Source organism: Chryseobacterium sp. KACC 21268, assembly GCA_028736075.1.
Taxonomy (GTDB): domain Bacteria; phylum Bacteroidota; class Bacteroidia; order Flavobacteriales; family Weeksellaceae; genus Epilithonimonas.
The window spans coordinates 1506545-1533211 of sequence record CP117875.1 but is presented as its reverse complement, the minus strand read 5'-3'; the positions used below and the strand labels follow the sequence as shown (position 1 = coordinate 1533211).

Sequence of the window (26667 nt, the reverse complement as noted above, 5' to 3'; positions counted from 1 at the left end):
TAACTCTTGACAATGGCCTCAATTTTTCTTATATTCGTTAAGAGATAACATAAGCCGATGATCTACGATTTAGAGAAAGAAAACAAGGAAATCCTTGCCCGATACAAAGACCTCATTACCAATACATACCGTACTTTGGATGAGGAACAAAACAAGCTGATCCGAAAAGCCTTTGACATTGCTTTGGATGCGCACAAAGATCAGCGCAGAAAAACCGGAGAACCATACATCTATCATCCGATAGAGGTTGCAAAGATTGTCGCCAACGAAGTCGGCTTAGGTGCAACAAGTATCGCTTGTGCACTACTGCACGACGTCATAGAGGATTCTGAATACACGTACGAGGACTTAAGTAAAATTTTTGGGAAAACCATTGCTGACATTGTGAGTGGACTGACCAAAATCTCTGTGATGAATCAGCAAAATATTTCTGTACAATCTGAAAATTACAGGAAGCTACTTCTCACACTTTCCGAAGATTTTCGGGTCATCCTTATAAAGATTGCAGACCGACTGCACAATATGAGGACGCTAGACAGTATGCATCCCATCAAGCAGAAAAAAATTGCATCGGAAACCGCTTATATCTACGCACCGCTGGCCCATAGATTCGGACTTTACTCCATCAAATCTGAGTTGGAAGATCTTTCTCTCAAATACAATAATCCGGAAGTTTACAATGAGATCCTAAGCAAGTTGGAGACAGCGAAGGAAGGTCGTGAAAAATATGTTGAGGAATTTACCAAGGAAGTTTCTGAGCAGCTGCAGGAGGAAAACCTAAACTTCACAATCAAAGGTCGTGCGAAAGCTATCAGCTCTATCTATCGTAAGATGCAGAAGCAAAATGTGACTTTCGAAGAAGTATATGATAATTATGCGATCAGAATTATTTACAAATCCGATCCTAGGAATGAGAAATTCCTGGCCTGGAAAATATATTCTATCGTGACAGATCTTTATCAAAGCAATCCTTCCCGAATGCGTGACTGGATCTCGCAGCCAAGATCCACAGGCTACGAAAGTCTCCACCTTACTGTGATGGGGCCGGACAAAAAATGGATCGAAGTACAAATCCGTTCAGAAAGAATGAATGAGATTGCTGAAAAAGGAGTTGCAGCACACTACAAATACAAAGAAGGCTACCGAAAAAACACCGACGATCAACGGTTTGAAAACTGGGTTGCGGAGATTCGTGATGTTTTGGAACAACAGCAAAACCTTTCTACATCAGAACTTCTTGATAATATTAAACTTAATCTATACTCCAAGGAAGTTTTCGTTTTCACACCAAAAGGAGAAATCAAGATTCTTCCAACTGGGGCAACAGCATTGGACTTTGCATTTTCTGTACACTCTGACTTGGGAACCAAATGTCTTGGTGCAAAAATCAATGGAAAACTGGTTCCTATTAGTTACGTACTTCAAAACGGTGACCAGATTGATATTCTGTCTTCTCAGAATCAAAAACCAAAACCGGATTGGCTGGATTTTGTAGTGACTTCCAAAGCCAAATCCAAGATCAAAAATATTCTTAATTCTGAAAAAAACCTGAATACATCAGAAGGAAAGGAAATCCTACAAAGAAAAATGCGCCATGCAAAACTGAATTTCTCTGATGAAGAAATTAATGGTCTGCAAAAATCCCTTAACCTGAAAACGTCACAAGATCTTTTCCTTGGTTTCCAAAATGGCACTTTTGACATTGGAGATATCAAACGGTACGCAGACGGAAAAAGCATATTGAGCAACCTATTTCAACGCTTTAGAAAGACTTCTAACAAAGAGGAGTTTGTAGAAAAAGTGGATTCCAATCTTGATATGATTGTCTTTGGAAAAGATGAAGAAAAACTAAACTATTCTTTTGCAAAATGCTGTACAGTGATTCCTGGGGACAAGATTTTTGGATTCATCACTATTTCGGACGGAATTAAAATACACAGTGAGAGTTGTCCGAATGCTATCAATCTGAGAGCCAATTATGACTACCGGGTTTTGCAGGCTAAATGGGTAAATGCAGAAAGTTTCAAAAACAGAATTAAGATTGAGATAGAAGGCTTGGATAGAATTGGAATGATCAATGACATTACAGCGGTCATCAGTGGTTCTATGAATATGGATATGAAAAGTATGAGCATCTCGTCTAACGATGGGATCTTTACAGGAAACATCAACTTGGAAGTGAAGAATAAGAGCCAGCTGGAGGAAACCTTCAAACAACTGAAAAGCATCAATGGGGTTTCTAAAGTGAAACGAACATAATGGTTTTATCCAAATATTTCCAGCAATTTTTTCACAACAGCAAAAGTTCCGGAATTGTTCTGATCATTTGTGTTTTGATTTCTTTGCTGATTGCAAACTCTTCATTGTCATCAAGTTTTCAAAATCTACTGGACACAAAGATTGGGACGGAGATTTTTCATCTTGATTATTCGGTTTCTATTTGGATCAATGATGGATTGATGGCAGTATTCTTCCTCTTGGTTGGTTTGGAAATCAAACGTGAATTGCTGGAAGGCGAATTGTCCGACATCAAAAAAGCAAGTTTACCAATTTTTGCAGCGGTTGGCGGAATGCTAATTCCGGCTTTAATCTATTTTATCTTCAATCACAACACAGATTATAAAAATGGTTGGGCGATTCCGATGGCGACGGACATTGCATTTTCTTTGGCCATCATTTCTCTGTTGGGAAAAAGCGTTCCAGCTTCACTCAAAATATTCCTAAGTGCGTTGGCGATTGTAGATGATTTGGGAGCAATTCTGGTCATCGCACTATTTTATACAGATCAAATTGACTGGATTTCACTAGGCATTTGTGCAGGAATTACAATGTTGTTAATTATCTTGAATAGATACGGTGTTAAAAATTTAATATTATATCTCATTCCCGGACTTTTTCTTTGGTATTTTATGCACCATTCAGGGATTCATGCTACGATTGCTGGGGTAATTTTAGCTTTCACAATTCCTACAAATAGGTCTAAAACTGAGATTTCACCTTTAGAAAAACTGGAAGGTAAACTGCACATCCCTGTCAGTTTTTTGATTATGCCATTATTCGCTTTGGCTAATACGAATATTACTTTTCAGAAAGAGATTTTTGAAGGTTTTATCAATCCTTTGAGCTTGGGAATTATTGGTGGATTATTTATTGGAAAAGTTTTGGGCATTAATATTTTTTCAATGGTTGCCATCAAATCAAAATGGGCAACATTACCAACATTTTCTGGTTGGCGGGAAATGATTGGCGTAGGATTTCTGGCCGGAATTGGCTTTACGATGTCAATCTTCGTTTCACTTCTGGCTTTCCCAGATGAAGTTGAAATTCAGAATATTGCGAAAATCAGTATTTTGATTGCTTCTGTTTTATCGGGAATTGTGGGATATTTTATTTTGAAATCCAAGAAAAAACCTCTCAATAATTAAATTGAAAGGTTTGTTATTTTAATCTCTTTTAGAAGCATTTTTCTTTTCTCTTTTTGCTTCTTTCTTTTCTTTTGCTGTTTTCAGAGGCTCCTTTTTCACAGCCTTTTTTACGTCCTGACCTTTTGCCATATTATTATATTTTAGTGTTAGTTGCTTTTAAGTATTGTAAATATAATAATTTCCTTTCAAAACTAAGTTTAGATTTGAATTAAAATCCATTGAGAGTCCGCATCTCATCCCGAACTATCTTTTCCAACTTCACTTTTTTGATAGCGAGATTAAGTTCATTTCCCATTAAAACCAAAAACACATTCACGTTCACCCAGACCATTACCAAAATAATGGAACCGATGGATCCGTAAAGCACATTGTAACGGGCAATATTAGAAACATAAATTGCAAAGAAATAAGTCAGCAAAACAAACAAAACTGTTGTCAAAATTGCGCCAGGAAACGCTTCTCTGATTCTTGTGATCTTCAAGCAGCCAACCCAGTAAAATAAAGTTAGCAGCGCAAAATAAAATATCGGAAAAGAAACGAAACTGATAATTTTGGTAAGGTTTTTCGTAAACCAAGTGATGTCATAAGTCGGCGTATAAAGTTTCAAAACAACCTCGCTGTAGTAGATTCCAAAAATCGAAATACACACGAGTGTGAGAAAACATATCGTCACCAGCATCGCCAGAAGATATTCTTTCACAAAAGTTCTGGAGAGTTCTGTATTTCTATTAAAACCATTAATCAAAGTAAAACAACCATTGGTCGCAAAAACGAAAGACAGTAGAATTGTAAGATTACTAATCGATTTCATATTGGGAATGATGCTTTCCTGAATGTAACTCGTGACATCGCTCTGCATATGAGAAGGGAAAACTCTGGGCATCAAAACTTCGAAAATATAAAACTGAAGCTTATCATAATGAGGCATAAACGGCAAAACGGACAAGAAGAACAAAATCATCGGAAAAAGACTCAGAAAAAAGTTCCAGGAAATACTCGCAGCCTGTCTCCCCAAAGGATTTTTGAAAATCGCATCGGAATAGATCGAGAACATTTTCCACAAAGAAATTCCCAAAACCGGAATATGAATCCCGTCGAAAAAGTTTTTGATATTAAGGAAAAAACGCTGTATTTTTTTTGCCATTCATTTATCTTTGCACGACAAATATAGTAAATGCGTATTAATTTGATCTGCATTGGGAAAACGGATGACAAAGAAATCATTTCTCTCATCAAATATTATCTTCCCAGAATCCCGAAACACTGGAATTTCGAACTTATCGAGATGCCTGATATTAAGAATGCTAAAAACCTCACGCCTGACCAGTTGAAGAAAGAGGAGGCCAAATTATTCCTAAGTCAAATGGAGTCTTCTGAACTCGTCATTCTTCTAGACGAGAAAGGAAAGCAATTCACAAGCCGCGAATTCTCTGAGAAAATTGATTTCTGGATGGGAAGTTCCGTGAAGAAAGTTAATATATTAATTGGTGGCGCCTATGGTTTTTCGGAAGAAATGTATCAAAGGTCAAATGAAAAAATCTCATTATCCAAAATGACTTTCACGCATCAGATGATCCGCTTATTTTTCGTGGAACAGATCTACAGAGCTGCAACTATTTTGCAAGGGAAGCCTTATCATAATGATTAGATCTTAATTATTTTAATGACAAATCTGATGAAAACAGCTCCTTTTAAAATTATAAACATTGTCGTTATATTGTTCTGTTTAACTTCTTGTGAGGCATTTTAAGATTTAATGGAAACGTTTATGACTCCTCAAACAAACCAATTTCTAACGCAAAAATCACTTTACTCATCAATAAAAGACCAATAGAAAAGATTGGTTCAGAACCAGATTCGGTTTCCATCGAAAGAAGAAACGACTTAAGAAAATCTGGAATAAAAGATGATTTACACGTCAGCCTTCAAGGAAAATATATCCGTTATAAAACGTTATATACAAACGAGAGTGGCTATTTCAAATCACAAACCATTTTGATTGGATGCGGATTTGGATGTCCAAAAGTCAGATTAGTGGTGGAAAAGGACAGTTTAAAAAAAGTTATTTTGATGGATAATCAAACAAGTCGAGATAGTTTGAAAATTATTCTCCAATAAGAGTAGATTAAATCGCAGTTTGTTTGTAAACAACTCTCTCTGCCAAATTCGCCAAAACACCACCTAAAAGGAAACCAACCGCAGCACCAAACGCAATATCCAAAGGAAAATGAACGCCTAGATAGATTCGGCTATAAGAAACTATAGTTGCCCAAACGAACAAAATGTAAGGCAGATATTTGTATTTCTTTCCTATCAGAATGGTGAGAAAACTGAACAGGAAAAATGAATTGGAAGCGTGTGAAGAATAGAATCCGTAATTACCACCGCAAATCACCAGCCGCATATGCGCAATTAACGAATCCGTGTGGCAAGGTCTGTATCTTGCAATCCCATGTTTGAAAATTCCCGCCAACTGGTCAGAAATTGTAATTCCGATGGTAATAAAAATTAAAACAAAAAGTAATTTCTTAAGCGGAAAACTTTTGTAGAGTAAATAGAGTAAAATAGCATAAAACGGAATCCAAAACCATTTTCCGGTAACCGTGAGCCAAAAAGGATCAAAGGCAGAATTGCCCAGTCCATTGAGGAAAAGTAGAAGCTGCTGGTCTTTTTCGATCAATCCGTTCATAAAAATTATCGGCTTACTGGTCCTTCGTGAGAATCATCTTCAGAGAGATCGATTTTCTTTGGCGTTTCTTCATTAATGAAAGTTTCTGTTTTACTATCAGCCAGCGGATTGTAATCTTGGGCAGACTTCTTCACGTTATCAATTTCTTTTTTGATATCGGAAAGGGGATTGTCCGCTTCTTTCATTATTTCGGTTTTGATATCGTCCACGGCACCACGCATTTTGCGCACACCTTCGCCCAAACCTCTTGCGATTTCGGGTAATTTATCGGGACCAAATAAAACAACGATCGCCAAAGCAATCATCAGCATTTCACCAATACTCAATTCCATTCGACAAAATTAAGCAAAGATTTAGAAAAGTGATATACAGATCATTATTAAATTTATTATAAAATTGATAAAAAGAGATATGTCATCTCTGGACTGAAAACATTTTGGACTTTTTACCGTAAATTTGTGACCAGTAAGAGTTTAGGGAAATGAAAAGACAAAAAGTACAGGCGCACAATTATTTCAAATTGATCACATCATCATTATTCATCGCAATCATTGCTTCTTTTCTGGCGCTTTCTCTTAAAAATATTACAGAATATTGCCAGGAACACCTCTTCGAATTTGCGGAGAAAAACAATTCCTATCTCTTCATCATTCTTCCAACAGTCGGGATCACGACCATTTATTTTTTAAGAAAATACCTTTTCAAAAACAGAAAGAACAAAGGCATTACAGAGATCTACAAAACCGTAGATCAGCGGAAAGACCATCTGCCTTTCTTCAAAATTCCATCCCACTACTTCAATGGCTTTTTGACCGTCATCTTCGGTGGGTCAACAGGCATCGAGGTTTCAACCGTTGTAGCGACGGCGACCGTCGGTAATTCGGTTTATGAGAAAGAGTTTGCCGCAAATGTCTATAAGTTGGAATTGATTTGTGCTGGCGTCGTGGCTGGCGTTGGCGTGCTTTTCGGAAATCCATTGGTTGGTTTTCTGTTTGCTTTGGAAGTGATCGCGAGGAAATTCAGTAAGACTTTGCTCATCAGTTGTTCTGCTTCGGCCTTGTTGTCGTGGTTGTTCCTATACTTTTTCCCTTCCACTTCTTTGATCAGTTTACCCGTTACAGAATGGCATTGGGTAGCGATTCCATTTATGGTTGTTCTAAGTTTACTCAGCGGAACTCTGTCGGTCTATTTCACGTTCTTGGTCATCAAAATGAAGGAATTCTTTTCTGGGATCAACAACAATTTTATCAGAGTCAATCTAGGTGCTTTGGCAGTTGGAACTTTGATCTGTATTTTCCCATTCCTGTATGGTGAAAGTTACTATTCTTTGAATGAATTGATTGATCATCCACAAAGTTATTCACTGCTGTTCCTTTTTGCTTTGATCTTGCTGAAGCCATTGGCCTCATCTCTCACCTTAGGTGCTGGTGGCGACGGTGGCGTTTTTGCACCGAGCATTGTTGTGGGTGCCTACTTGGGATTAGCGTTTGCCATCGCATGCAACACTTTTTTCGGGACGTCTTTGATCTTGATCAATTTTGTTTTGATAGGCATCGCCGCCACATTATCTGCCGCAATCTACGCACCTTTCACCGCATTGATCCTGACCTGCAGTCTGGTTCCAAACGGTTACGCTCTGTTCTTCCCTATTTTATTAGGATGTATTCTTGCTCAGAAAACAGCGCAAAGAATTTTGCCTTACAACGTGTACACCTACGCTCCGAAAGCTTAAAATCTATTTTAAAAATTCAAATCTCAAAGATTCAGCAAATAAAGCAGATTTCTTTAAAAATCCGCAAAATCAGCTCGATCTGCGGAAGATTCATCTTTAAGATTTCTTCCCCTTAAAGCTAATCGAAACAAAATAAATACTCACCGCAAACAACAAGAATGCTAAAAGAAATGGCGCACCGGGAAACAAAAACGGCGCATTTTTGTGTGTAAAGTAATAAAAGAGCTGTGTCATCAATGGTGGCCCAATGATAGAAGTGGCGCTCATCAAACTCGTCAGCGCACCTTGCAGTTCACCCTGTTCGTTGGACGGAATATTCTTGGTAATGATGGATTGCAATGCCGGACCACAGATCCCACCCAAACAATAAGGAATCGTGAAGACCAACATCATCCAACCTTCCGTCGCAAAGGCATACAACAGCATTCCAACCGCGTAAAGCATCAAGCCATAAAAGATACTTTTCTGGTCACCGATCTTTGGGTTGATCCACCGGATCAAAACGCCTTGTACCAGACCAACCAGCAAACCGACTAAACCTAGTGAGTAGCCTACCATGCGCTCATCCCAACTAAATCGGTACATTGTGTAAAAACTCCAGTTGCTTTGCACCGCATGTCCGCCAATATAGATCAGGATCAAAGCCGTTGTAAGGGCTGAGATTTCGGGATGTCTTTTCAGGAATTTGAAAGAACCGATCGGGTTTGCGCGTTTCCAGCTGAACTCTCGTCGGTTTTCTTTGCTAAGACTTTCCGGCAACACGAAATAGCCATAGATAAAATTGATCATACACAAGACCGCCGCCGCATAGAACGGAACGCGCGCCCCATAATGTCCTAAGACACCGCCCAACACAGGCCCGATGATAAACCCAAGACCAAACGCCGCCCCAATCATTCCGAAGTTCTTCGCACGGTCTTCATCATTAGAGATATCTGCAATGTAAGCACTCGCCGTCGTGATGCTTGCGCCGGTGATCCCCGCAATGATCCTTCCAACAAATAGCCACCAGATACTCGGTGCCAAAGCCAGGAAAATATAATCGATGGAGAAGCCAAAAAGCGACAGCAAGATCACAGGTCTTCGTCCATATTTATCACTCAGATTTCCTACGAATGGTGAGAAAACAAACTGGATAAAGGCGTATGCAAAACTCAGCCAGCCGCCATATTTCGCTGCCTCGCTGATGTCTGCATGGATCAGTTCTTCTATCAGTTTCGGCACCACGGGAATGATGATTCCCCAACCCGTAATATCTATCAACAGCGTGATAAAGATGAAACCAATGGCAGCAGATTTTTGATTTGTTTTCATGCTTGCGAAGATAGGAATTTTTTGATTTTAGAATTTTTATTCTAAATAGGCTTTTAGAAATTCATTAGAACACTGTACTTTAAAAATTAGTAATATTACATGTCTACTTTACACCATATCTATATTTAAAAAAATGAATATAACCGCTCAAAAAATTCTAAGTAATAAATCAGATTATAGAATTAATCTTGATTATTTAGATTCTCAATACAATGGGAGATTCACAAAGAAATTAACAAAAGAGAAAAATGAAATTAACATTTTATCTATTTTTTCTGAGATGGAATTTGGCTATTCACTAAACCAGATTTTTTCAGAAGTAGTTTACGAGCCGAAGCTAAATGGAAAAACACCTGATTGGTTGGTAAAATCTGAAAATCAAAATATTATATTCGAAGTAAAAAAAATAAACACTTTAGAAAAAGAATTAAATTCTAAAATAGAATTGTTTAAAAGAGATGAATATATTGGTCATCAAAAAACATCATTTTCTACGTCAAGAAAAAATTTTATTCCTCAGTTATCAAAAATTACTAATAAGGAAGAAACATATCGAGATTTGGTTTGTTTTGATGATTATAAATTAATTATCTGCATCGACGTCATCGGTTTGGAGAATGATTTTATAACTGCTACTGATTTAAGAGATTATTTAGATTTTGAAAATAAATACTCAATTTTAAAAGATTACCCTAAATTTTGCGAAAATGTTGCAGGAATTATTGCTAAACCGATTTTTGGAAATAAAATATTTATTGAAAATAAAATCTCGAAATTTGGAATTAATAAGCTTAATTTAGATTTAATAAGTAAAATACACTAGCTCCAACATACAAAACAGACACTTTCGATGTCTTTTTTTCCTAAATTCACAAACTAAGACAACAACCAAAGAAAACCAAAACCCTCCTCTCACTTCTTATCCTGTCTTGCGCATTCACATCCTGCGATCGCATCATAGACAACTACTACGAACACCAAGCTCAAGAAAACTACACTTCACCCTACATGGGAAAATGGGTCGGATCTTACACCGGACAAGGCAATGGAAAACTCATTCTCTCGGTATCGAAAAGCGGAAATATCACCGGAACGTACGGACAGAATAATGATGGATTACTAAGCTACGTTTATGACGATGGTACATTGCAGCCGGTCTTATCAGAAAACTACACATTCTTTCTCTATGGTAAGTTAAAAGATAAAAAAGGAACCTGGAAAAACGGCACGCTCTCAGGCGATTGGACATTTACAAAACAATAACTTTCCGGCAACAAACCATACAACAACCAAAACAGACATCGCCAATGTCTGTTTTTTTAGTGAAATGATTAAAAATATCAGAAACTCATTTAGCTATGTCATTGATGGATTTATAAATATCATTGATGAACTTAGTAGTGACCCTGTTTCTATTAGTTATACTGATGATCCATTGAGTTGGGCCATTGATGCACTTAGTTGGAACATTGATTCATTTAGTTAAGCCAGTGATTCATTTAGTTGAGCCGTTGATTCATTTAGTTGAGGCAAATTCACTATCATCCAATTAGTTAGGCAATGTTTTCAGAATTTTACACCAAGATATTTGTGAGAATGAAAAAAAATGATAATTTAGAAATATTAACACAAATGATCTTTACTATGAAAAAAAATCCTGTTACAAGGGGATATCTATTCCCGGATGCCGTCCTAAGACAAAAAGCAGATGAATTTATCAACCTCTTGGACCGCGATATTGTAGAATTCACAGACCGGGGCTACTCGCCTGCCAAGAAAACCGAACTTACCAATGCCCGCAACGCTGTGGATGAGTTCCCGTCCGATGAACAACTGGAAGCCATCAAAATAGACCTCACCACCCAAAAGGATGATGCCCGCCGTGCCTTGGAAAAAACGATGCGCACCATCCTCAACATGGCAGAGAATGTCTTTGGATTCACTAGTGCCAAGCATAAGGAGTTTGGTGCATCGGATGTCAGCCGTCAGCCAGATGCAGAGCTCGTCCGCAACGCCAGGATAATGGTGGCCGCAGCAGACAAATACCTGCCAGAACTGGAACCGGAAGGCTTGACGACGGCCAAAATCGATGTGCTCACTTCACAGCGCGAAACTCTGGACCTGGCTCTGGACCTGGCTCTGGATGCGCAAGCGAAAGGCATCTCGGACCGGGATGTCGCCACGGAAGACCGCGTGGAAACCCTCAACACCCTCTACCGACTGCTGACCAAATATGCAGGCATAGGACAGGACATCTTCTACGAAATTGACGAAGCGAAGTACAATGACTACATCATCTATGATACGCCAAGTGGTCTCCCAGAAGTTGTACCGCCACCTGTTGAATAATAAAGATTGGCTGATCGGTGGGTTTCATTAGTGTGTTTTATGTTTCATAATGGTGTCAGCCAATTTGGATCCTACAGATATATTTCTGTAGGATTTTTAATGGGTCTTCGGCTACGCTCAGACACCATAAAAAAAAGAATTTCCTTAGTAAAAAAATATGTTGTTCTACGTTCTCGAGTCCTTTGGAATCACAAATTACTTCTCGAACCAACCACTCCCTCACTGGTGTCTGAGCGTAATCGAAAAGACCTAATACATAAAACAAAAAAAGCCCTCAATCTCTTGAGGGCTTTTTTTATATATTTTAAGAAAATTATTCTACTATTTCAGCATTGCTGATAGAAGATTTTCCGGTCACTTTGTCTTCTCTTTTCTTACCTCTTAGGAAGTCATAAGCCGTAGCCGATGCGATAAAGATAGATGAGTAAGTACCGAATCCAATACCAATCAATAAACAGAACATAAAGCCTCTCAAGTTATCTCCCCCAAAGATGAAGATCGCAAGGATCACCAAAATCGTTGTGAAAGAAGTGTTGAAAGTTCTACCGATTGTACTAGAGATAGAGTCATCGAATAATCCTGCAAGTGTCAATGCTTTTTTCTCACGTAGGTACTCTCTAATTCTATCGAAGATGATCACCGTATCATTGATGGAATATCCAATTACGGTAAGAATCGCCGCAATGAAATCCTGATTGATCTCCATGTTGAACGGCATTACTTTGTAGAACAATGAGTAAACCCCAAGGATCACCACCGTATCGTGGAACAAACCAACAACTGCTCCAAGAGAGAACTGCCATTTGTCAAATCTTACCAAGATATAAATAAAGATACCTAGCAATGAAGCAGCGACTGCTAGCATCCCGTGTGTCTGAATATCATCTGCTACAGTAGGTCCAACTTTGGTGGAAGATACAATTCCTGCGTGTCCTTTGTCCGCTGATTTGAAATCTGCTAAAGTCATTCCAGCAGGTAATTCGGATTTGATACCTTCGTATATTTTCTGCTCTACAGTCTGGTCAGCTGCAAGAGATTCATCATCAATCAAATAATCGGTTGTGATTTTCAATTGAGAAGAGTTTCCGAAAGTTTTAGCCTCAACAATATTGTTTTGACCGTCTGCAGTCTTCATCAATTTAGCAATACCTGCTTCAATATTTTCTGCATCTACCGGCTTTTCGAATCTCACAACATAGTTACGTCCACCTGTAAAATCGATCCCGAATTTGAAACCATTCTTTGCAATTGAAGCGATTGATATCACCATCAAAATAGCAGAGAAATAATATGCGTATCTTCTTTTCCCGATGAAATCGATCCAAGTGTTTCTGAAAAGATTCTTCGTAGGAGCAGTCCATACAGAAAGAGATTTACCTTTCTCCAGTCTGCTGAAGATCATAACTCTTGATAATAATACAGAAGTGAACAATGTCATCACCAATCCAATCATCAACGTCACTGCAAACCCTTTGATAGGTCCTGTTCCGAAGATATAAAGAATCAATGCGGTAATGAAAGTAGTCGCGTGACCATCAATAATTGCAGAGATTGCGTGTTTGAAACCATCTTTGTAAGCCTCCAGAATACTTTTCCCACGGAAGAGTTCTTCTTTTGTTCTTTCGTAGATGATAACGTTCGCATCCACCGCCATTGCCATAGACAATACGATACCTGCGATACCAGGAAGCGTCAATGTTGCATCTACAGAATCCATAATTCCGAAGATGTAGAATAAGTTGATCACCATTGCGATAACCGCATAAACGCCGGCACCACCGTAGTAGAAAATGATGTAAACAATAATTACTGCAAATGCGATAAGGAAGGACATCACACCATCGTTGATAGATTCAGCTCCAAGTGATGGACCTACAACGTCTGCCTGTACAATTTTTGCACCTGCAGGCAATTTACCAGCACCTAAAACATCTACCAAATCCTTAGCTTCTTCCTGAGTGAAGTTTCCTGAGATCTGCGTTCTACCGTCAGGGATCACGCTGTTTACAGAAGGCGCCGTGTAAACTCTGTTGTCCAAAGTTACCGCTACCACTTTTCCATTGTTTTTCTCAGTCATTGCTTTCCAGTCACGGGCACCTTGAGAATCCATCTGCATATCTACAACGATACGACCCAACTGGTCATAGTTGATGTTTGCAGATTCTACAGCACCGTCAACTGGCGCATTCTGAGAGATGTTCCCACGGATCGCGTAAAGAACAAGACTGTTGGAAGTTGTAGATTCCGGTTTGTAACCCCACATAAACTGGGTGTATTTCAAGTTAACAGGTCTTGCTTTGATAGCAGCATCGCTGTTAAGTAATTTATTCACAACTGCTGTATCAGCCAATTTTACATTAGCAACAGCATTTCCAGGTGTAGAATTCATCTGGATCAAGTTCATCAGATTCGTTGTTTTTGCAACACCGATAGAATCGCCTTTCACTTTAACCAATTGATCCAGCTGAGAGAAATATGGAACCACTTCCGGTCCTAGTTGTACTTCCCAAAACTGAAGTTTTGCAGAAGTCTGAAGCATTTTTTTAACTCTGTCGATATCTTTGATACCTGGCATTTCCACCAAGATTCTTCCAGTTCCAGGAACTCTCTGAACGTTTGGCTGCGTCACGCCCATTTTGTCGATACGTGTTCTAAGAACTTCATAAGCCGTTCCTACAGAGGCATCGATTTTTTTTCTGATAATATTTTTTACCTGATCATCCGGTGTGTTGAACTTAATCTCAGAAAGATTGGTGTTCCCGAAGATCTCAGGATCTGCAAGTTTCAGGTTGGTTCCTTTTTCCTGATTAACAGTGTCGAACTGCGTGAAGAAATCCTCGATGTATTGCTTACTTGAGTTTTTCTGTGCTTTGTCTGTTCTGTTAAGTGCTTCTATTAAAGTAGCATTTGTAGAGTAATTACTAAGATCATTTACCAAATCTCTTTGGTTGATCTCCAATAATACGTTGATACCACCTTTAAGATCCAGTCCGAGTTTCATTTCTTTCTGCTTAGCAGACGCATAATCCAGTTTTGTAAAACCTAGATTAAGGGTGTCTTTAGAAAGTCTTGCGAGCTCAGCCTGATATTTCACTGAATTTTCGCCGGCAACTGCTCTTGCTTCCTTTTCTATTTTGTTGGCATAGAAAGAAGGCAGAAGCTCATTGAGGCAAATTAATCCAAGAACGATGGCAACTAATGTAACGAGTCCTTTTCCTTGCATTTTCTTACGATATATATAAATTAAGTCGGCAAATATAATGATTTATAGCGGAAATAAGAATTTGAAAATGAGAAAAGTGCATTATAGTTTTTATATTGAAATTAATTCTGGTTTTTCTTTGTAAAAACAAGTGAAAAATGAACTTTTATTATCAATTAAATAATTATCAAAAGGTAAGGCATTAAATTTGGTAACTTAATTAATAATCTATAAAATAATAAGTTATGAAAAAATTACTACTTGTTTTTTCCCTTGCACTGGCATCGGAAATATCAGCACAACAGATCATACTGGAGGAGTTTGCAACGGCTTCCAATCCCGTAGAAATGACGGCATCTCCAACGAATGACAACCGACTTTTCGTAGTCCAACAATCCGGAACCATCCGAATTCTGAACACAAACGGTACTTTTGAAGCTACTAATTTTCTAAATATCACAGACAGAGTCAACTTCAGTGGGGAAATGGGATTGCTTGGTTTGGCATTTCATCCGGACTTTGCAACGAACCGTTATTTCTACGTTTATTACAACAGAGCTGGCAGAACGATTACTGTTTCGAGATTTACTGCCAATTCTGCTAATCCAAATATTGCGGATCCAGCTTCAGAAAAAGTAATGATGTCGATTCCGAAAAGCCAGACCAATCACAATGGTGGAAGTATACACTTTGGAGCAGATGGATTCCTCTACATCTCTACTGGTGACGGCGGTGGTGGCGGCGATACCGATAATAATGCACAAAACAAAAATTCACTTTTAGGGAAACTATTGAGAATTGATGTGAACTCTACAGAAGCGTATGGCATCCCTGCAGGTAATCCTTTTGTTGGCGTAGATGGTGCGGATGAAATATGGTCTTACGGTCTTAGAAACGGCTGGAAGTATTCTTTTGACAGAACGACGAATAATATATGGATTGCGGATGTGGGACAGAATTTGATTGAAGAAATAAACAGAGTTCCGGCAACGACTCCAGGTATTAATTATGGCTGGAGATGTTACGAAGGCAACAGTGAGTACAATACTGCTGGCTGTGCGAATGCTTCAACAATGACTTTTCCTGTTGTAGATTATGATCATTCCGGAGGAAAATGTTCCATCACTGGAGGCTATGTTTACAGAGGAAATCTCTATGCTGATTTAGCTGGGAAATATGTATTTGCAGATTACTGCTCTACTCAAATTGGGATTCTTGATAATACGACTATCACTTGGAGCTCTGCGTTTTCCGGTAATAATTTTACAACTTTTGGAGAGGACAATAGCAAACAATTATATATTGCTGCTGCAAGTGGGAAAATATTTAAAGTAAAAACTAACTTCCTGGCAGTTTCGGACGTTGACAAATCTAGTATTCAAATTACTCCGATTCCGGCGAAAGATTTTATTTATATTAAAAACATTAATGAGAAAAATCTGACCGTTGAAATTCTGGATTTATCAGGAAGATCTGTTTTGAACACTAAGGTTGCTGAAAATGATAAAAGCATTGATGTTACAACTTTAAGATCCGGTGATTACATTTTGGTTCTGAAAAGAGATGATATCAAATTAATTAGTCAGAAAATAATTAAAGAATAATAAAGTAGTATTCTATATTATAAAAAAGCCTTTCAGAGTTTTCCGAAAGGCTTTTTTCATTTCTGTAATTTGAATAAAATTTTATTTACTCCAATTAACTCTTGTGGTTTTCACATCGTGGGAATTGGTTCCGATCATCACATCGAAATCGCCAGCTTCCCAATCATATTTCAGTTGATTGTTGTAGAATTTGAGATCGTCTGGAGAAATCTTGAAAGTGACTTTCTTGCTCTCGCCAGCTTTCAGATAAACTTTTTGGAAACCTTTCAATTCTTTAACTGGTCTTGTAATGCTTCCCACTAAATCTCTGATATAAAGCTGAACCACTTCTGCTCCGTCATATTTTCCATTATTGGTTAATGTAACAGTTGCTTCAATAGGTGTATTCCCAACAGGTTTTGCATTGCTAACAGAAACCTCTGAATATCCAAAATTAGTATAACTCAATCCAAATCCGAAAGGGTAAAGAGGTGTGTTGCACTCATCCAGATAATTGGAACGGAATTTTTCAAACGTACATTTCTCCGTATTTTCTACACTTAGTGGTCTTCCTGTATTTTTAGCATTGTAATAAAGAGGAACCTGTCCTACGCTTCTTGGGAAAGTCATCGGCAATTTTGCAGAAGGATTTACTTTACCGTAAAGTACATCTGAAACGGCGTATCCAGCCATACTTCCAGGGAACCATACATTCAAAATAGCATCAGCCAATTGGGATTCTTCTGTCAAGACAAGTGGGCGACCAGTGAATAAAACCAAAACAATCGGTTTGCCAGTTTTCTTAAGTTCTCTCAACAATTCTTTCTGAGTTTCGGGAATTCCGATGTCCGTTCTGGAACTGGATTCTCCACTCATCTCGGCACTTTCTCCTATTGTCAAAACAATCACATCAGCCTGGTTTGCTATCGCAATTGCTTCTTTTCTGATCTGCTCTGCTGGGCGACTATCTCTTTCTGCTGTTTTGCCAAACATTGTTGCTTTTTCTTCCATAGCAGCAGATTCATAAATGTTGCTTCCTTTTGCATAAATGAAATTCACATCTTTACCAACGGTTTCCTTAAGACCTCTAAGTAATGATATTGAATTAGCATGCTTTGCTGCAACACTCCAGGTTCCGGTCATATTCAAGGCATTGTCTGCCAATGGACCTATCACTGCAACCGTTCCAGATTTTTTAAGCGGAAGAACCTGTTTGTCATTTTTCAGAAGAACCATAGATTGCGAAGAAATTGTTTTCGCTGCTTCTAGATTTTTCGGACTGAAAACTTCTTTTTGTGCTCTCTTGGAATCGATATATCTGTAAGGATCATCGAAAAGACCAAGATCATATTTGGATTCTAAAATTCTTCTTGCTGCATCCGTCACGGTTTGCTCGGTCACTTTTCCTTCTGTGATTGATCGTTTCAAAGTTTTTAAAAACCCTTCTCCAACCATGTCCATATCTACACCAGCGTTCATTGCCAAAGCAGAAACCTGCTGAAGATCGCCCATTCCGTGATCAATCATTTCATTGATTCCGGTGTAATCTGTTACAACGAATCCTTTGAAATTCCATTGTTTTCTGAGTACATCTGTCATCAGCCATTTGTTTCCAGTGGCAGGAACTCCGTCCACTTCATTGAAAGATGCCATTACAGAAGCCGCGCCTGCATCTACAGCCGCTTTGTAAGGTGGAAAGTAGGTATTGTACATCTGCACATGACTCATATCTACGGTATTGTAGTCTCTACCAGCTTCTGCCGCGCCATAAAGTGCAAAGTGTTTTACACACGCAAGCATTGTATTTTTCTTAGAAAGATCATCACCTTGGTATCCATAAACCATTGCTTTGGCAATCTCGCTTCCCAAGTACGGATCTTCACCTGAACCTTCGGAAACCCTTCCCCATCGTGGATCTCTTGAAACATCTACCATCGGTGAGAATGTCCAGTTGATTCCGTCGGCAGTTGATTCCTGAGCAGCAATCTGAGCAGATCTCTGGATCAAATCCATATCCCAGGATGATGCAATTCCCAAAGGAATTGGGAATGTTGTTTCATAACCGTGGATTACGTCCATCCCAAAAATCATTGGAATTTTCAGTCTACTTTTTTCAACAGCTACTTTTTGAACTTCGCGGATTTTATCAACACCTTTGATGTTGAATAGTCCTCCAACCAAGCCTTGTTCTACTTTTTTACCAATGTCTGAACTCTGAGCCTGGCCAGTGGTAAAATCTCCTGAAGAAGGCAGATTAAGCTGTCCAATCTTCTCGTCCAAAGTCATTTTGGAAAGCAAGTTGTCTACGAAAACTTTTTTCTTAGATTGGTACTGCGCCGACTGATAAGACTGGACAGGTTTTGATATAATATTCTGAGCCAGAAAATATGGCGATAATGCCAATGCAGCTAAGATTACAAACTTTTTCATTCTATATATATTTAATTTTTTTTTCTAATTTCTATTTTTTCTCAAAGATAACATCCATTCATATAGTTTAGGATCAGAATATGTGGAATCCCAAGAGTTGTGGTTATCGTTTGGAAAGATTGTGAGTTCTGCCTTTGGATTCACGGGATGTAATTTTTGATAGAAATTGAAAGCATTTTCCGGAAGTACAATATCATCCATTCCACCGTGGAATAATTTGATATTAAGACCTTTGTAATTCTGAATATTTGCCAACATTACTCTGTCCGTAGGTGCGCAAACTGCTGAAACTGCTGCAAACATTTCCGGGTGCTCGCTAGCTAACTTCAAAGTTCCCCAGCCTCCCATGGATAGTCCAGTGAGATAGATTCTGTCTTTGTCAATCTTATACTTTTCTGAGATTTCTTTGATCAGAAAATAAACAGCGTCTGTGTCCCACCATGTATTTTCCGGACATTGAGGTGCTAAAATAGCAACAGGCTCGCTGATCAGGCTTTTGTAAGTGAATGGACTATGATTCTTTACTATTTCCAGGTTGTTTCCCCGTTCTCCTGAGCCGTGCAGAAATACAATCAACGGTATTTTGTTTTTTGTATTTTGAGGAATATCCAGGATGTATGATAGTTTCTTCTGGATTTTAACTTCTTTATTAAACTCAGATTTTATCTCCTGTGCCTTTGCGAAAGATGAAAAAACCAGTAGCAAAAAAGCGATATTTTTTAATTTCATATTTTAAATTTTCAAAAACACTTTAGAATTCAAATCTTCTATCTGTGTTGAATTTTTATTCTATGTACAAATCCCTAGCCCCGATGGTAGCGGCATCCTTTTTTGTTTTTTGTAAAAAATTAAATCAAAATGACAACGTTCCAAAACAAAAAAGATATAGCGGACAGCGGGATTAAGCTCCAAAAATTATTTAATGTCTCAAAAAGATACAATAAAATTTAGTGTTTAAAGATAGTACTTTTTGTTTTATTGAATCTTATGTTCTGTGGACTTAAATCCGATTTTTTTGAGACCATTTCTTATTTCTGGTGCGTTCATAAAAAGATTCCAAAGTAATCCTGATCTGTGATTCTCTATCATTGGTGCAATAGTGCCTTGATCTATAGCGAGATATCGTGGCGTTGTCCAGTCATCAAAATTGATGGAAGTTGCATCATATGGCCCAGCCTGACCGATAAATTTCGGTTTTTCTTCGTACAAAAATCTTAAAAATGCTGTTGATTCCTGAGGTGTGTATGGCATTGAGCTCAGCGCTGCTGTTGGCGTGATGACACCAAAGTCTTCTTTCATAGGCTGGTGCGCTGCATAACCTACGGAGCCATCTTTGTTTCGTGTGTAGCCAGCCGTAAGTCCCCAGTATTTCTCTGAATATCCTTTGAAGCCTAGCGGATTTTCAACGCAGTATTTGTAATCTATCAACACATGATTTCGATTGAGATCCCAATAGCTTTTCACATATTGATCCGATAGTCCGCGTGGATCCAAACCTAAGTAAGAATATTGCGACCAAAACAATGGCCCTCCGAATTCTTCCGCATAATTGTGTTTGACGTAAAGTGGCAATCCGTATTTTGTGCGGTCCGTGGTGTAGGTTCCATTGCGAGACCAGCCTTTGTTATAAGTTTCTGAATCTATGGAATAATCTGGTGATGCTGCTGCGAGAACGTAGGTTATCAGACACTCGTTGTAACCTTCTAGTGGAAAGTTCATTTCCCAGCCATAAGTTGGCGACCAGTGCCAATATAAAACCTTTTGTCCACCTTTTGTGTACCAGTTCCACTCGACGCCTTTCCAGAGTTTGTCCATTTTTGCGGCCAGTTGTTTTTCTTCTGTATTTCCATTTTTGAAGTATTCTCTGACACAGATGATTCCCTGTGTCAAAAATGCGGTTTCTACAAGATCTCCGCCGTTATCTTTCTTTCCAAAAGGGACAACCTTGCCAGTTTCTCCGTTGATCCAATGTGGCCAGGCGCCGTGGAAACGGTCTGCTGTTGCCAGAAAATCTGCAATATGATTGAGTCTTTTGACAGCTTCCTGACGAGGAATAAATTTCCTATCAACACCTACTAAAATCGTCATCAATCCAAAACCTGAACCGCCAGTTGTAACTACATGTTTGTCATTATCCGGATAGATGTTATCCTCGTGGTAGCGTTCTCTGCCCAACATAGATTTTGGTTCTGCGAATTCCCAGAAATATTTGAGAGCATCGCTTTGGACTTTGTCCATGAGTTGATTGTCTGTGAGTTTTTTTGAGATTTGTTTTGCACTTGGGTCAGAATTCGTGACTTGTGAATTTTTACAGGAAAGTAAAAGTGTGAGCGGAACAACCGCTAATGATACTATATTTTTCATAATTTATATTATATCAATTAATAAAAAAAGAGGAGGACAAAATCCTCCTCTTTAAAATTTTCAGGTTACAAAAACTATTAGTTATATCCTGGGTTTTGTGTTAAAACACCTTTACTATCTGTAATTGCCTGCAAAGGAATTGGGAACAACTCATTTTTATTTGTTTGGAATCCTAATGGTCCTAGAACTGCAGCAGCCTGACCTGTTCTTACAAGATCTGGGAATCTGTCCATTTCCATTGCCAACTCTACTCTTCTCTCCTGCCAGATTGCAGTTCTAAGAGCAGATTGGGTACTAGCGGTAGTTTCTCCAAGATTAGCTCTAAGCCTTACTTTATTAATATTAGTGATTGCTGCAGCTGTATTTCCTAACTCATTAGCAGCTTCTGCATTAATCAAAAGAATATCTGCAAATCTTAAAATTCTTAAGTTCTGGATAGAACCATAGCCACAAGCATTGTTGTTTAGAGATGTTGGAACATATACTTTTTGATTCCACATGTTTCCTGCCTGAGGATCTCCTTTCTTGATCAAATCTCCTTCAAGAGTTGTTTCACCTTCTCTCAAAATCGTCAATTCTTTTCTGATATCACCTGGTTCAAATGCATTTTCCAAAGCTTGAGTAGGCGTGAAGAAGCCCCATCCAAACTGATTTCTAACACCTTGAACTTCTGCATATTGACTACCTCCAAATTCAGCTGAACATCCACAGTTTACTTCGAAAACTGACTCTGAACCGAATTCTCCAGCTGGTCTGAACAAATGGTTAAAATCTGGATCTAATCCATAACCTAATCCCATTACTAGGTTAGAAGTATCATAAGCTTTTTGGTAATCTTTCATATAAAGATAAACTTTTGAAAGAAGTCCCAAAGCACCTCCTTTTGTAACTCTACCAACATCAGATGCTGGATAATTCTGAGGTAGAATTTGTGATGCCTCTGTCAAATCTTTTACGATAAAAGCATAAACTTCAGCGGAAGAGTTTCTAGGTTGAATATAATTGGTTTGCAATCCATCAAAAATTGGAACGCCACCGTAGATTCTTACAAGATTGAAGTAGAAATAAGCTCTCAACATTTTAGCTTCTGCAACTAATCTGTTTTTTAGAGTTTCATCCATTTCGATTTTTGGAACGTTGGTAATAACTTGATTAGCTCTCTGAACTGCCTGCCATTGTCCCGTCCAATAACCGTGAACCCCGTCATCACTGATTGTGTAACTGAAGTTATCATAAGCATTGATGAAAGATGCATCACCAGGATTAGATCCTTTTTCCACATCATCTCCTGTTACACCAAATACATACTGTGCAGGAAAGCCTGTGTTCTCCCAGCTTCTTAAGAAACTATAAATAGCATTGGTAGCTTTCATAGCATCATCTGGTGTTTTGAAGAAATCATCTGCTACTGTGACTCCTTCTAGTTTTATGTCTACAAAATCCTCACTACAACTAGCAAATACGGAGAATATGGAGAGTGTTAAAAATATTTTTTTCATGATTTTTCTAATTAAAATGTTAAGTTCATACCCATTGTATAAATCGCAGAGATAGGATAGATATTATTATCAATACCCATCTGTACTCTATCCTGGTTCATAATCTCCGGGGAGAATCCGTTGTACTTGAAGCTAGTCCAAGGGTTTTGTGCACTAAGATAAATTCTCAGTTTTTTAACAGATAGAGATTGAGCTATCACTGAAGGTAAGCTGTAACCTACTTGAATATTTCTGATTCTGAAATAGCTGCCATCTTCTACATAAAAGCTGCTTGGCAAAATAATAGATTGATTAGAAGTAATCATAGAATTGGTGTTAGAAGTTCCAGCACCTCTCCATCTATTATTGTACATATCTAGATCCCAACTTTCGTTACCATAACGTTGTTCACGATTGTAATTATAAATTTTGTTCCCGAATACACCTTGGAAATCAATTCCAAAATCCATGGAATGTACATTAAGCGTGAAACCGAAACCATAAGTTCCTTTTGGAATAGGACTTCCTAGGAATGTCTTATCTCTGGTATCAATGATGCCGTTTCCATCTTGATCAGCAAATTTAAACCAACCAGCTTTTGCACCAGTCTGACCAGAGGCTGCCGCTTCCGCATCTGTCTGGAATACACCCGCAACATCGTATCCATAATAAGAGCCAACTGCCTGTCCAGCTTGCAATCTAACGATTGAGTTACCAAACAAACTAGCACCTGTTTCTAAGAAAGATCCTCCGAAAACATCAGTAATCTCATTTTTAAGTGATGTGAAGTTACCATAGAATCCCAATTTTACACTTTCGCTAAGGTTCTTGTTATAATTAAGCGACACCTCGAAACCTTTGTTTCTGAAAGAATAAGCATTGGTAATAAAGTTTCTAGGGTTACTTGCTCCAGATATTGTTCCTTGGTTAATTCCGTAAACCACATCTTTTGATTCTTTATTATAGTAAGTCCCTTCGATTTTCAAATCATTATTAAGGAAAGCCATTTCAACTCCGAAATCGGTACCTACAGTAGTTTCCCATCCAATACTTGGATCAATTACCTCATCAACTGTAGAAGCTGGATATCCGTTATTTCCATAATATGCACCGCCGCCTATCACTGTAACACGTTGAGTAAATCTTCTTGTTACGTTTGGATTTCCTAATTCACCATAACTCGCTCTGAACTTCAATAGATTGAAAACATTTTGCTCGCTCATGAATCCCTCCTTAGATACAACCCAACCAACACTTACAGCTGGAAAAGTTTTGTATCTATCTGTAGAAATTTGTGATGTTGCATCTCTACGTACCGAAGCGTTCAAAAGGTATTTCCCAGCATAGTCGTAGTTGATTCTTCCAAATATTGACTCTATTCTACGCTGATCCTGAGTTGCAGCTGGTCTTGCACCGGTAGCCTCTGCTGTATCATTGTAATATAGTATATCTGTTCCGTTAAAGACATCCAAAGATCCATTTGTTCCATCATAAGCAACATTCTTTGCATTCCAAACTTCTTCAGACTGGGAATCTCTAATTCTAGAGAAACCACCTAATAATTCTAGGTTATGATTTCCGAAACTCTTTTTCCAGTTAATCGTATTATCCCAAACATAATTTCTGTATCTGTTGTTTCTAGTTAGCAAATTAGAAATAGTTGCTTGTGGAGTATATGTAATTGCTGGAGTATATTCGTACTGACTTGGACTATAATTATCTGTAGTATAACTACTTCTAAAAGTGAAATCCTTTAGGAATTTAATTTCTGCAAAAACGTTATTAAGCAATCTCTCCTGTCTTACCTGAGATCTGTAAAGATCCAGCTGAGCTCTTGGATTGGCGATAGAATATCCGTTGAAAAACTGATAGCTACCAGTTGCAGGATCCATTGTCGGGAACAATGGCGGTGCATTACGTGCATTTAGCAAAGGATTTTGCGACACGTCTGTACGTGTTTTTGAGAAAGAGAAATTATTCCCAATTGTAATATTGTCTGTGATCTTGTAGCTAAGATTCAATTTTGTATTAAATCTATTAAAACCACTTCCTGAGTTGATTCCCTGGCCGGCAGCCAAATTACCTTCATCCTGAAGATATCCAACACTACCATAATAATTAAGTTTCCCTAAACTTCCGGATGCAGAAAAATCGTTTGAATTAATAATACTTGTGCGGAAAATCTCTTTGAACCAATCTGTGTCAGCCGGAAAATTTGCTCTGGAAATAGATCCTGCAGAAGATCCGTTATCATTGATCAGTTTCTCATTGTAAAGTTCAATATACTGATCAGAGTTGACCATTTTTGGAACATTGGTAACCGTCTTGAAACCCAAATAAGAGTTTACATTAAAAACTGGTTTTCCTTTCCCACTTTTGGTTTTGATGATTACAGCACCATTAGCTGCTTTCGCTCCAAAAATCGCCAAAGATGATGGATCTTTCAAAACACTCATAGATTCGATATCCTGAGGATTTAGGAAAGATATATCTTCTGTCATCATTCCATCTACGATGAAAACCGTATTTCCTGATAATGATCCAACACCTCGGATGTCAACTCTTGGAGATCCTCCTGGCGTACCAGAAGTCACAACATTCACACCGGCCAATTTTCCCTGCACAGAGTTAAGTGGATTCGCATTAGGTTTATCTGCTAAATCTTTTGCAGTTACAATCCCGATACTTCCCGTCACATTCTCTTTTCTTTGAGTACCATAACCCACAACAACAACTTCCTCAATTTTGTTTTCTTTAGAAATTGTATCCTGTGTGGATTGGGCATGCAAATTGCCTCCAAAATAGATCGCAGCAATGAGCAATGGTAATTTCACATAATTTTTTCTCATAATGTTCTTATGTATTATTTTCTTACATCGAATATAAACAAATAATTAACAGAATGTTAATTAATCCTAAAAAAAATTTAATATACTAATAATGAGACAATTACACATCAAAAATCACGCCATTCGTATGATAACAAACCCTTTCTACTTCACCGGATTTTGGCTCAATATTTGTCTTTTTATAAAAACACTTCCTTTATTGTTTCAAAATGAGCCAATAATAATTTTCAATTCAAATAAAAAATTAACATTACAAAAAATATTAGAAAATGAATACTAATAGACTATCGCCCCAAATGCAAGAGGCATTAATCAAACAGATGACAAAAGAAGCACACGCTTCACAAATATTCCTTTCCTACGGCTGTTGGGCAGACGTCAAAGGCTATGGCGGAATTGCCAATTTCCTATACAGACACTCACAGGAGGAAAGAAATCATATGATAAAATTTATGCGTTACATCTTGGACAGAGGTGGCGAGGCAAGAGTGGAAGCGATTCCTGCACCACCGGAAAATCCTTTCAATCTAACGGACGCCTTCAATAAGGTTTTTGAACACGAAGTGGACAATACAACTGCCATTTACGAAATCGTAAACTTATCTTTTGAAGAGAAAGATTGGGCAACGTGGAATTTTATGCAATGGTTTGTGAAAGAACAAATTGAGGAAGAAAAATTAGCTTTGGAATTGATCGACAAATTGAAAATCGCTGGTGGAGACAGCGCTTCAGACGAATCTCTTTTCACGTTGGACAAAGCCTTGGAAACAGCGCCAGACGACGTTTCCCTTCCACAAGAGGCGACTGCTGAAAATCCTTCGTAAGGACAAATTAAATATCACTAACTTTGATCTCCGTTTTTTAGCGGAGATTTTTTATTAATTTAATATTCAAAACCATGGCAGATATCGTAGAAACCAACCACAATAATCCAGAAGAGTTTTACAAATCATTAAAGGAAAAATTAGAAAGTCAGCACAACTTTCCAGAGGAATACCTTTTCAAGTTCATAGTTCCTGGAGATTCTGAAAAGATCACAGAGATCTTGAGAGTTTTTGATGGCCTTAAATACACTTTATCCAACAGAGAAAGTTCCAAAGGTAAATACACATCCGTTTCTTTGCAATGTTTCGTGATGGATGCGGATCAAGTCATCGACATCTATCAAAAGGTGGCGAAAATAGAAAATGTGATGATGCTGTAACTATAGTTGATAAATGATGATCGATAAATGATTTTAGAGTGGCTTGAA

General features: G+C 38.1%; 20 protein-coding genes. 10 read left to right on the top strand and 10 right to left on the bottom strand.

Annotated elements, in window-relative coordinates; all coding sequences use genetic code 11:
• Nucleotides 1-57 precede the first annotated feature (57 nt).
• Both PQ459_07295 and nhaA read left to right on the top strand, forming a co-directional pair.
• The gene (locus PQ459_07295) at nucleotides 58-2259 is read left to right on the top strand and encodes a RelA/SpoT family protein (protein WDF48274.1); all 2202 of its coding nucleotides are present in this window, start codon (nucleotides 58-60) and stop codon (nucleotides 2257-2259) included.
• A complete protein-coding gene (gene nhaA, locus PQ459_07290) occupies nucleotides 2259-3425 on the top strand; it encodes a Na+/H+ antiporter NhaA (protein WDF48273.1) in 1167 nt (388 codons plus the stop codon). Before PQ459_07295 ends, nhaA begins: the two co-directional genes overlap by 1 nt.
• A 208-nt stretch (nucleotides 3426-3633) precedes the next feature.
• On the opposite strand, the gene PQ459_07285 is transcribed toward nhaA, so the two are convergent.
• On the bottom strand, nucleotides 3634-4569 hold the full coding sequence (locus PQ459_07285; GenBank protein WDF48272.1) for a YihY/virulence factor BrkB family protein: 936 nt from the start codon (nucleotides 4567-4569) through the stop codon (nucleotides 3634-3636).
• A gap of 30 nt (nucleotides 4570-4599) precedes the next feature.
• Here PQ459_07285 and PQ459_07280 point away from each other — a divergent pair, with 30 nt between their 5' ends.
• Nucleotides 4600-5073 carry a 23S rRNA (pseudouridine(1915)-N(3))-methyltransferase RlmH gene (locus tag PQ459_07280; protein ID WDF48271.1) on the top strand — a complete coding sequence of 158 codons (474 nt, stop codon included), beginning with the start codon at nucleotides 4600-4602 and terminating at the stop codon, nucleotides 5071-5073.
• 477 nt (nucleotides 5074-5550) lie between these two features.
• On the opposite strand, the gene PQ459_07275 is transcribed toward PQ459_07280, so the two are convergent.
• Together PQ459_07275 and PQ459_07270 are read right to left on the bottom strand one after the other, a co-directional pair.
• Nucleotides 5551-6114, bottom strand: coding sequence for a phosphatase PAP2 family protein (locus PQ459_07275; GenBank protein ID WDF48270.1), 564 nt, complete (start codon nucleotides 6112-6114; stop codon nucleotides 5551-5553).
• Nucleotides 6115-6119: 5 nt separating this feature from the next.
• The gene (locus PQ459_07270) at nucleotides 6120-6446 is read right to left on the bottom strand and encodes a twin-arginine translocase TatA/TatE family subunit (protein ID WDF48269.1); all 327 of its coding nucleotides are present in this window, start codon (nucleotides 6444-6446) and stop codon (nucleotides 6120-6122) included.
• A gap of 149 nt (nucleotides 6447-6595) precedes the next feature.
• Here PQ459_07270 and PQ459_07265 point away from each other — a divergent pair, with 149 nt between their 5' ends.
• Nucleotides 6596-7846, top strand: a complete 1251-nt coding sequence (locus PQ459_07265) for a chloride channel protein (protein WDF48268.1) — start codon at nucleotides 6596-6598, stop codon at nucleotides 7844-7846.
• A gap of 96 nt (nucleotides 7847-7942) precedes the next feature.
• On the opposite strand, the gene PQ459_07260 is transcribed toward PQ459_07265, so the two are convergent.
• The gene (locus PQ459_07260; protein ID WDF48267.1) at nucleotides 7943-9160 is read right to left on the bottom strand and encodes a TCR/Tet family MFS transporter; all 1218 of its coding nucleotides are present in this window, start codon (nucleotides 9158-9160) and stop codon (nucleotides 7943-7945) included.
• A 133-nt stretch (nucleotides 9161-9293) separates the two neighbouring features.
• Between PQ459_07260 and PQ459_07255 the strand changes: the two genes are divergently transcribed.
• The 3 genes from PQ459_07255 (at nucleotide 9294) to PQ459_07245 (ending at nucleotide 11509) form a co-directional block, all read left to right on the top strand.
• On the top strand, nucleotides 9294-9983 hold the full coding sequence (locus PQ459_07255; GenBank protein WDF48266.1) for a hypothetical protein: 690 nt from the start codon (nucleotides 9294-9296) through the stop codon (nucleotides 9981-9983).
• A gap of 185 nt (nucleotides 9984-10168) precedes the next feature.
• Nucleotides 10169-10423 carry a hypothetical protein gene (locus PQ459_07250; protein WDF48265.1) on the top strand — a complete coding sequence of 85 codons (255 nt, stop codon included), beginning with the start codon at nucleotides 10169-10171 and terminating at the stop codon, nucleotides 10421-10423.
• A gap of 297 nt (nucleotides 10424-10720) precedes the next feature.
• Nucleotides 10721-11509, top strand: a complete 789-nt coding sequence (locus PQ459_07245; GenBank protein ID WDF48264.1) for a hypothetical protein — start codon at nucleotides 10721-10723, stop codon at nucleotides 11507-11509.
• 313 nt (nucleotides 11510-11822) lie between these two features.
• On the opposite strand, the gene secD is transcribed toward PQ459_07245, so the two are convergent.
• Entirely contained in the window at nucleotides 11823-14732 is a 2910-nt protein-coding gene (secD, locus tag PQ459_07240; protein WDF48263.1) for a protein translocase subunit SecD, read from the bottom strand.
• Between the two features lie 224 nt (nucleotides 14733-14956).
• Here secD and PQ459_07235 point away from each other — a divergent pair, with 224 nt between their 5' ends.
• Entirely contained in the window at nucleotides 14957-16315 is a 1359-nt protein-coding gene (locus tag PQ459_07235; protein WDF48262.1) for a PQQ-dependent sugar dehydrogenase, read from the top strand.
• Between the two features lie 81 nt (nucleotides 16316-16396).
• Here PQ459_07235 and bglX read toward each other — a convergent pair whose 3' ends face one another.
• The 5 genes from bglX to PQ459_07210 form a co-directional block, all read right to left on the bottom strand.
• Complete coding sequence (gene bglX, locus PQ459_07230) at nucleotides 16397-18724, bottom strand: beta-glucosidase BglX (protein WDF48261.1); 2328 nt, start codon at nucleotides 18722-18724, stop codon at nucleotides 16397-16399.
• Nucleotides 18725-18748: 24 nt separating this feature from the next.
• Nucleotides 18749-19453 (bottom strand): prolyl oligopeptidase family serine peptidase, encoded by a 705-nt coding sequence (locus tag PQ459_07225; protein ID WDF48260.1) that lies wholly within the window; start codon nucleotides 19451-19453, stop codon nucleotides 18749-18751.
• A gap of 246 nt (nucleotides 19454-19699) precedes the next feature.
• Entirely contained in the window at nucleotides 19700-21088 is a 1389-nt protein-coding gene (locus PQ459_07220; protein WDF48259.1) for a glucoamylase family protein, read from the bottom strand.
• 77 nt (nucleotides 21089-21165) lie between these two features.
• Nucleotides 21166-22587: a RagB/SusD family nutrient uptake outer membrane protein gene (locus tag PQ459_07215; GenBank protein ID WDF48258.1), complete on the bottom strand. Its 1422-nt coding sequence runs from the start codon at nucleotides 22585-22587 to the stop codon at nucleotides 21166-21168.
• Nucleotides 22588-22598: 11 nt separating this feature from the next.
• Nucleotides 22599-25415 (bottom strand): SusC/RagA family TonB-linked outer membrane protein, encoded by a 2817-nt coding sequence (locus PQ459_07210; GenBank protein WDF48257.1) that lies wholly within the window; start codon nucleotides 25413-25415, stop codon nucleotides 22599-22601.
• A 269-nt stretch (nucleotides 25416-25684) separates the two neighbouring features.
• Here PQ459_07210 and PQ459_07205 point away from each other — a divergent pair, with 269 nt between their 5' ends.
• Both PQ459_07205 and PQ459_07200 read left to right on the top strand, forming a co-directional pair.
• A complete protein-coding gene (locus PQ459_07205) occupies nucleotides 25685-26239 on the top strand; it encodes a ferritin (protein ID WDF48256.1) in 555 nt (184 codons plus the stop codon).
• A 74-nt stretch (nucleotides 26240-26313) separates the two neighbouring features.
• Nucleotides 26314-26619, top strand: a complete 306-nt coding sequence (locus tag PQ459_07200) for a DUF493 domain-containing protein (protein WDF48255.1) — start codon at nucleotides 26314-26316, stop codon at nucleotides 26617-26619.
• The last annotated feature ends 48 nt before the right edge of the window (nucleotides 26620-26667 follow it).

What these genes read in the sequence shown, in the direction of transcription:
- PQ459_07245 (WDF48264.1), top strand. Translation starts at nt 10,721, where the DNA reads ATGTTTTCAGAATTTTACACCAAGATATTTGTGAGAATGAAAAAAAAT.
- secD (WDF48263.1), bottom strand. Translation starts at nt 14,732, where the DNA reads ATGCAAGGAAAAGGACTCGTTACATTAGTTGCCATCGTTCTTGGATTA.
- PQ459_07275 (WDF48270.1), bottom strand. Translation starts at nt 6,114, where the DNA reads ATGAACGGATTGATCGAAAAAGACCAGCAGCTTCTACTTTTCCTCAAT.
- PQ459_07250 (WDF48265.1), top strand. Translation starts at nt 10,169, where the DNA reads ATGGGAAAATGGGTCGGATCTTACACCGGACAAGGCAATGGAAAACTC.
- PQ459_07225 (WDF48260.1), bottom strand. Translation starts at nt 19,453, where the DNA reads ATGAAATTAAAAAATATCGCTTTTTTGCTACTGGTTTTTTCATCTTTC.
- PQ459_07215 (WDF48258.1), bottom strand. Translation starts at nt 22,587, where the DNA reads ATGAAAAAAATATTTTTAACACTCTCCATATTCTCCGTATTTGCTAGT.
- PQ459_07255 (WDF48266.1), top strand. Translation starts at nt 9,294, where the DNA reads ATGAATATAACCGCTCAAAAAATTCTAAGTAATAAATCAGATTATAGA.
- PQ459_07270 (WDF48269.1), bottom strand. Translation starts at nt 6,446, where the DNA reads ATGGAATTGAGTATTGGTGAAATGCTGATGATTGCTTTGGCGATCGTT.
- PQ459_07280 (WDF48271.1), top strand. Translation starts at nt 4,600, where the DNA reads ATGCGTATTAATTTGATCTGCATTGGGAAAACGGATGACAAAGAAATC.
- PQ459_07220 (WDF48259.1), bottom strand. Translation starts at nt 21,088, where the DNA reads ATGAAAAATATAGTATCATTAGCGGTTGTTCCGCTCACACTTTTACTT.
- PQ459_07295 (WDF48274.1), top strand. Translation starts at nt 58, where the DNA reads ATGATCTACGATTTAGAGAAAGAAAACAAGGAAATCCTTGCCCGATAC.
- bglX (WDF48261.1), bottom strand. Translation starts at nt 18,724, where the DNA reads ATGAAAAAGTTTGTAATCTTAGCTGCATTGGCATTATCGCCATATTTT.
- PQ459_07200 (WDF48255.1), top strand. Translation starts at nt 26,314, where the DNA reads ATGGCAGATATCGTAGAAACCAACCACAATAATCCAGAAGAGTTTTAC.
- PQ459_07265 (WDF48268.1), top strand. Translation starts at nt 6,596, where the DNA reads ATGAAAAGACAAAAAGTACAGGCGCACAATTATTTCAAATTGATCACA.
- PQ459_07285 (WDF48272.1), bottom strand. Translation starts at nt 4,569, where the DNA reads ATGGCAAAAAAAATACAGCGTTTTTTCCTTAATATCAAAAACTTTTTC.
- nhaA (WDF48273.1), top strand. Translation starts at nt 2,259, where the DNA reads ATGGTTTTATCCAAATATTTCCAGCAATTTTTTCACAACAGCAAAAGT.
- PQ459_07260 (WDF48267.1), bottom strand. Translation starts at nt 9,160, where the DNA reads ATGAAAACAAATCAAAAATCTGCTGCCATTGGTTTCATCTTTATCACG.
- PQ459_07205 (WDF48256.1), top strand. Translation starts at nt 25,685, where the DNA reads ATGAATACTAATAGACTATCGCCCCAAATGCAAGAGGCATTAATCAAA.
- PQ459_07210 (WDF48257.1), bottom strand. Translation starts at nt 25,415, where the DNA reads ATGAGAAAAAATTATGTGAAATTACCATTGCTCATTGCTGCGATCTAT.
- PQ459_07235 (WDF48262.1), top strand. Translation starts at nt 14,957, where the DNA reads ATGAAAAAATTACTACTTGTTTTTTCCCTTGCACTGGCATCGGAAATA.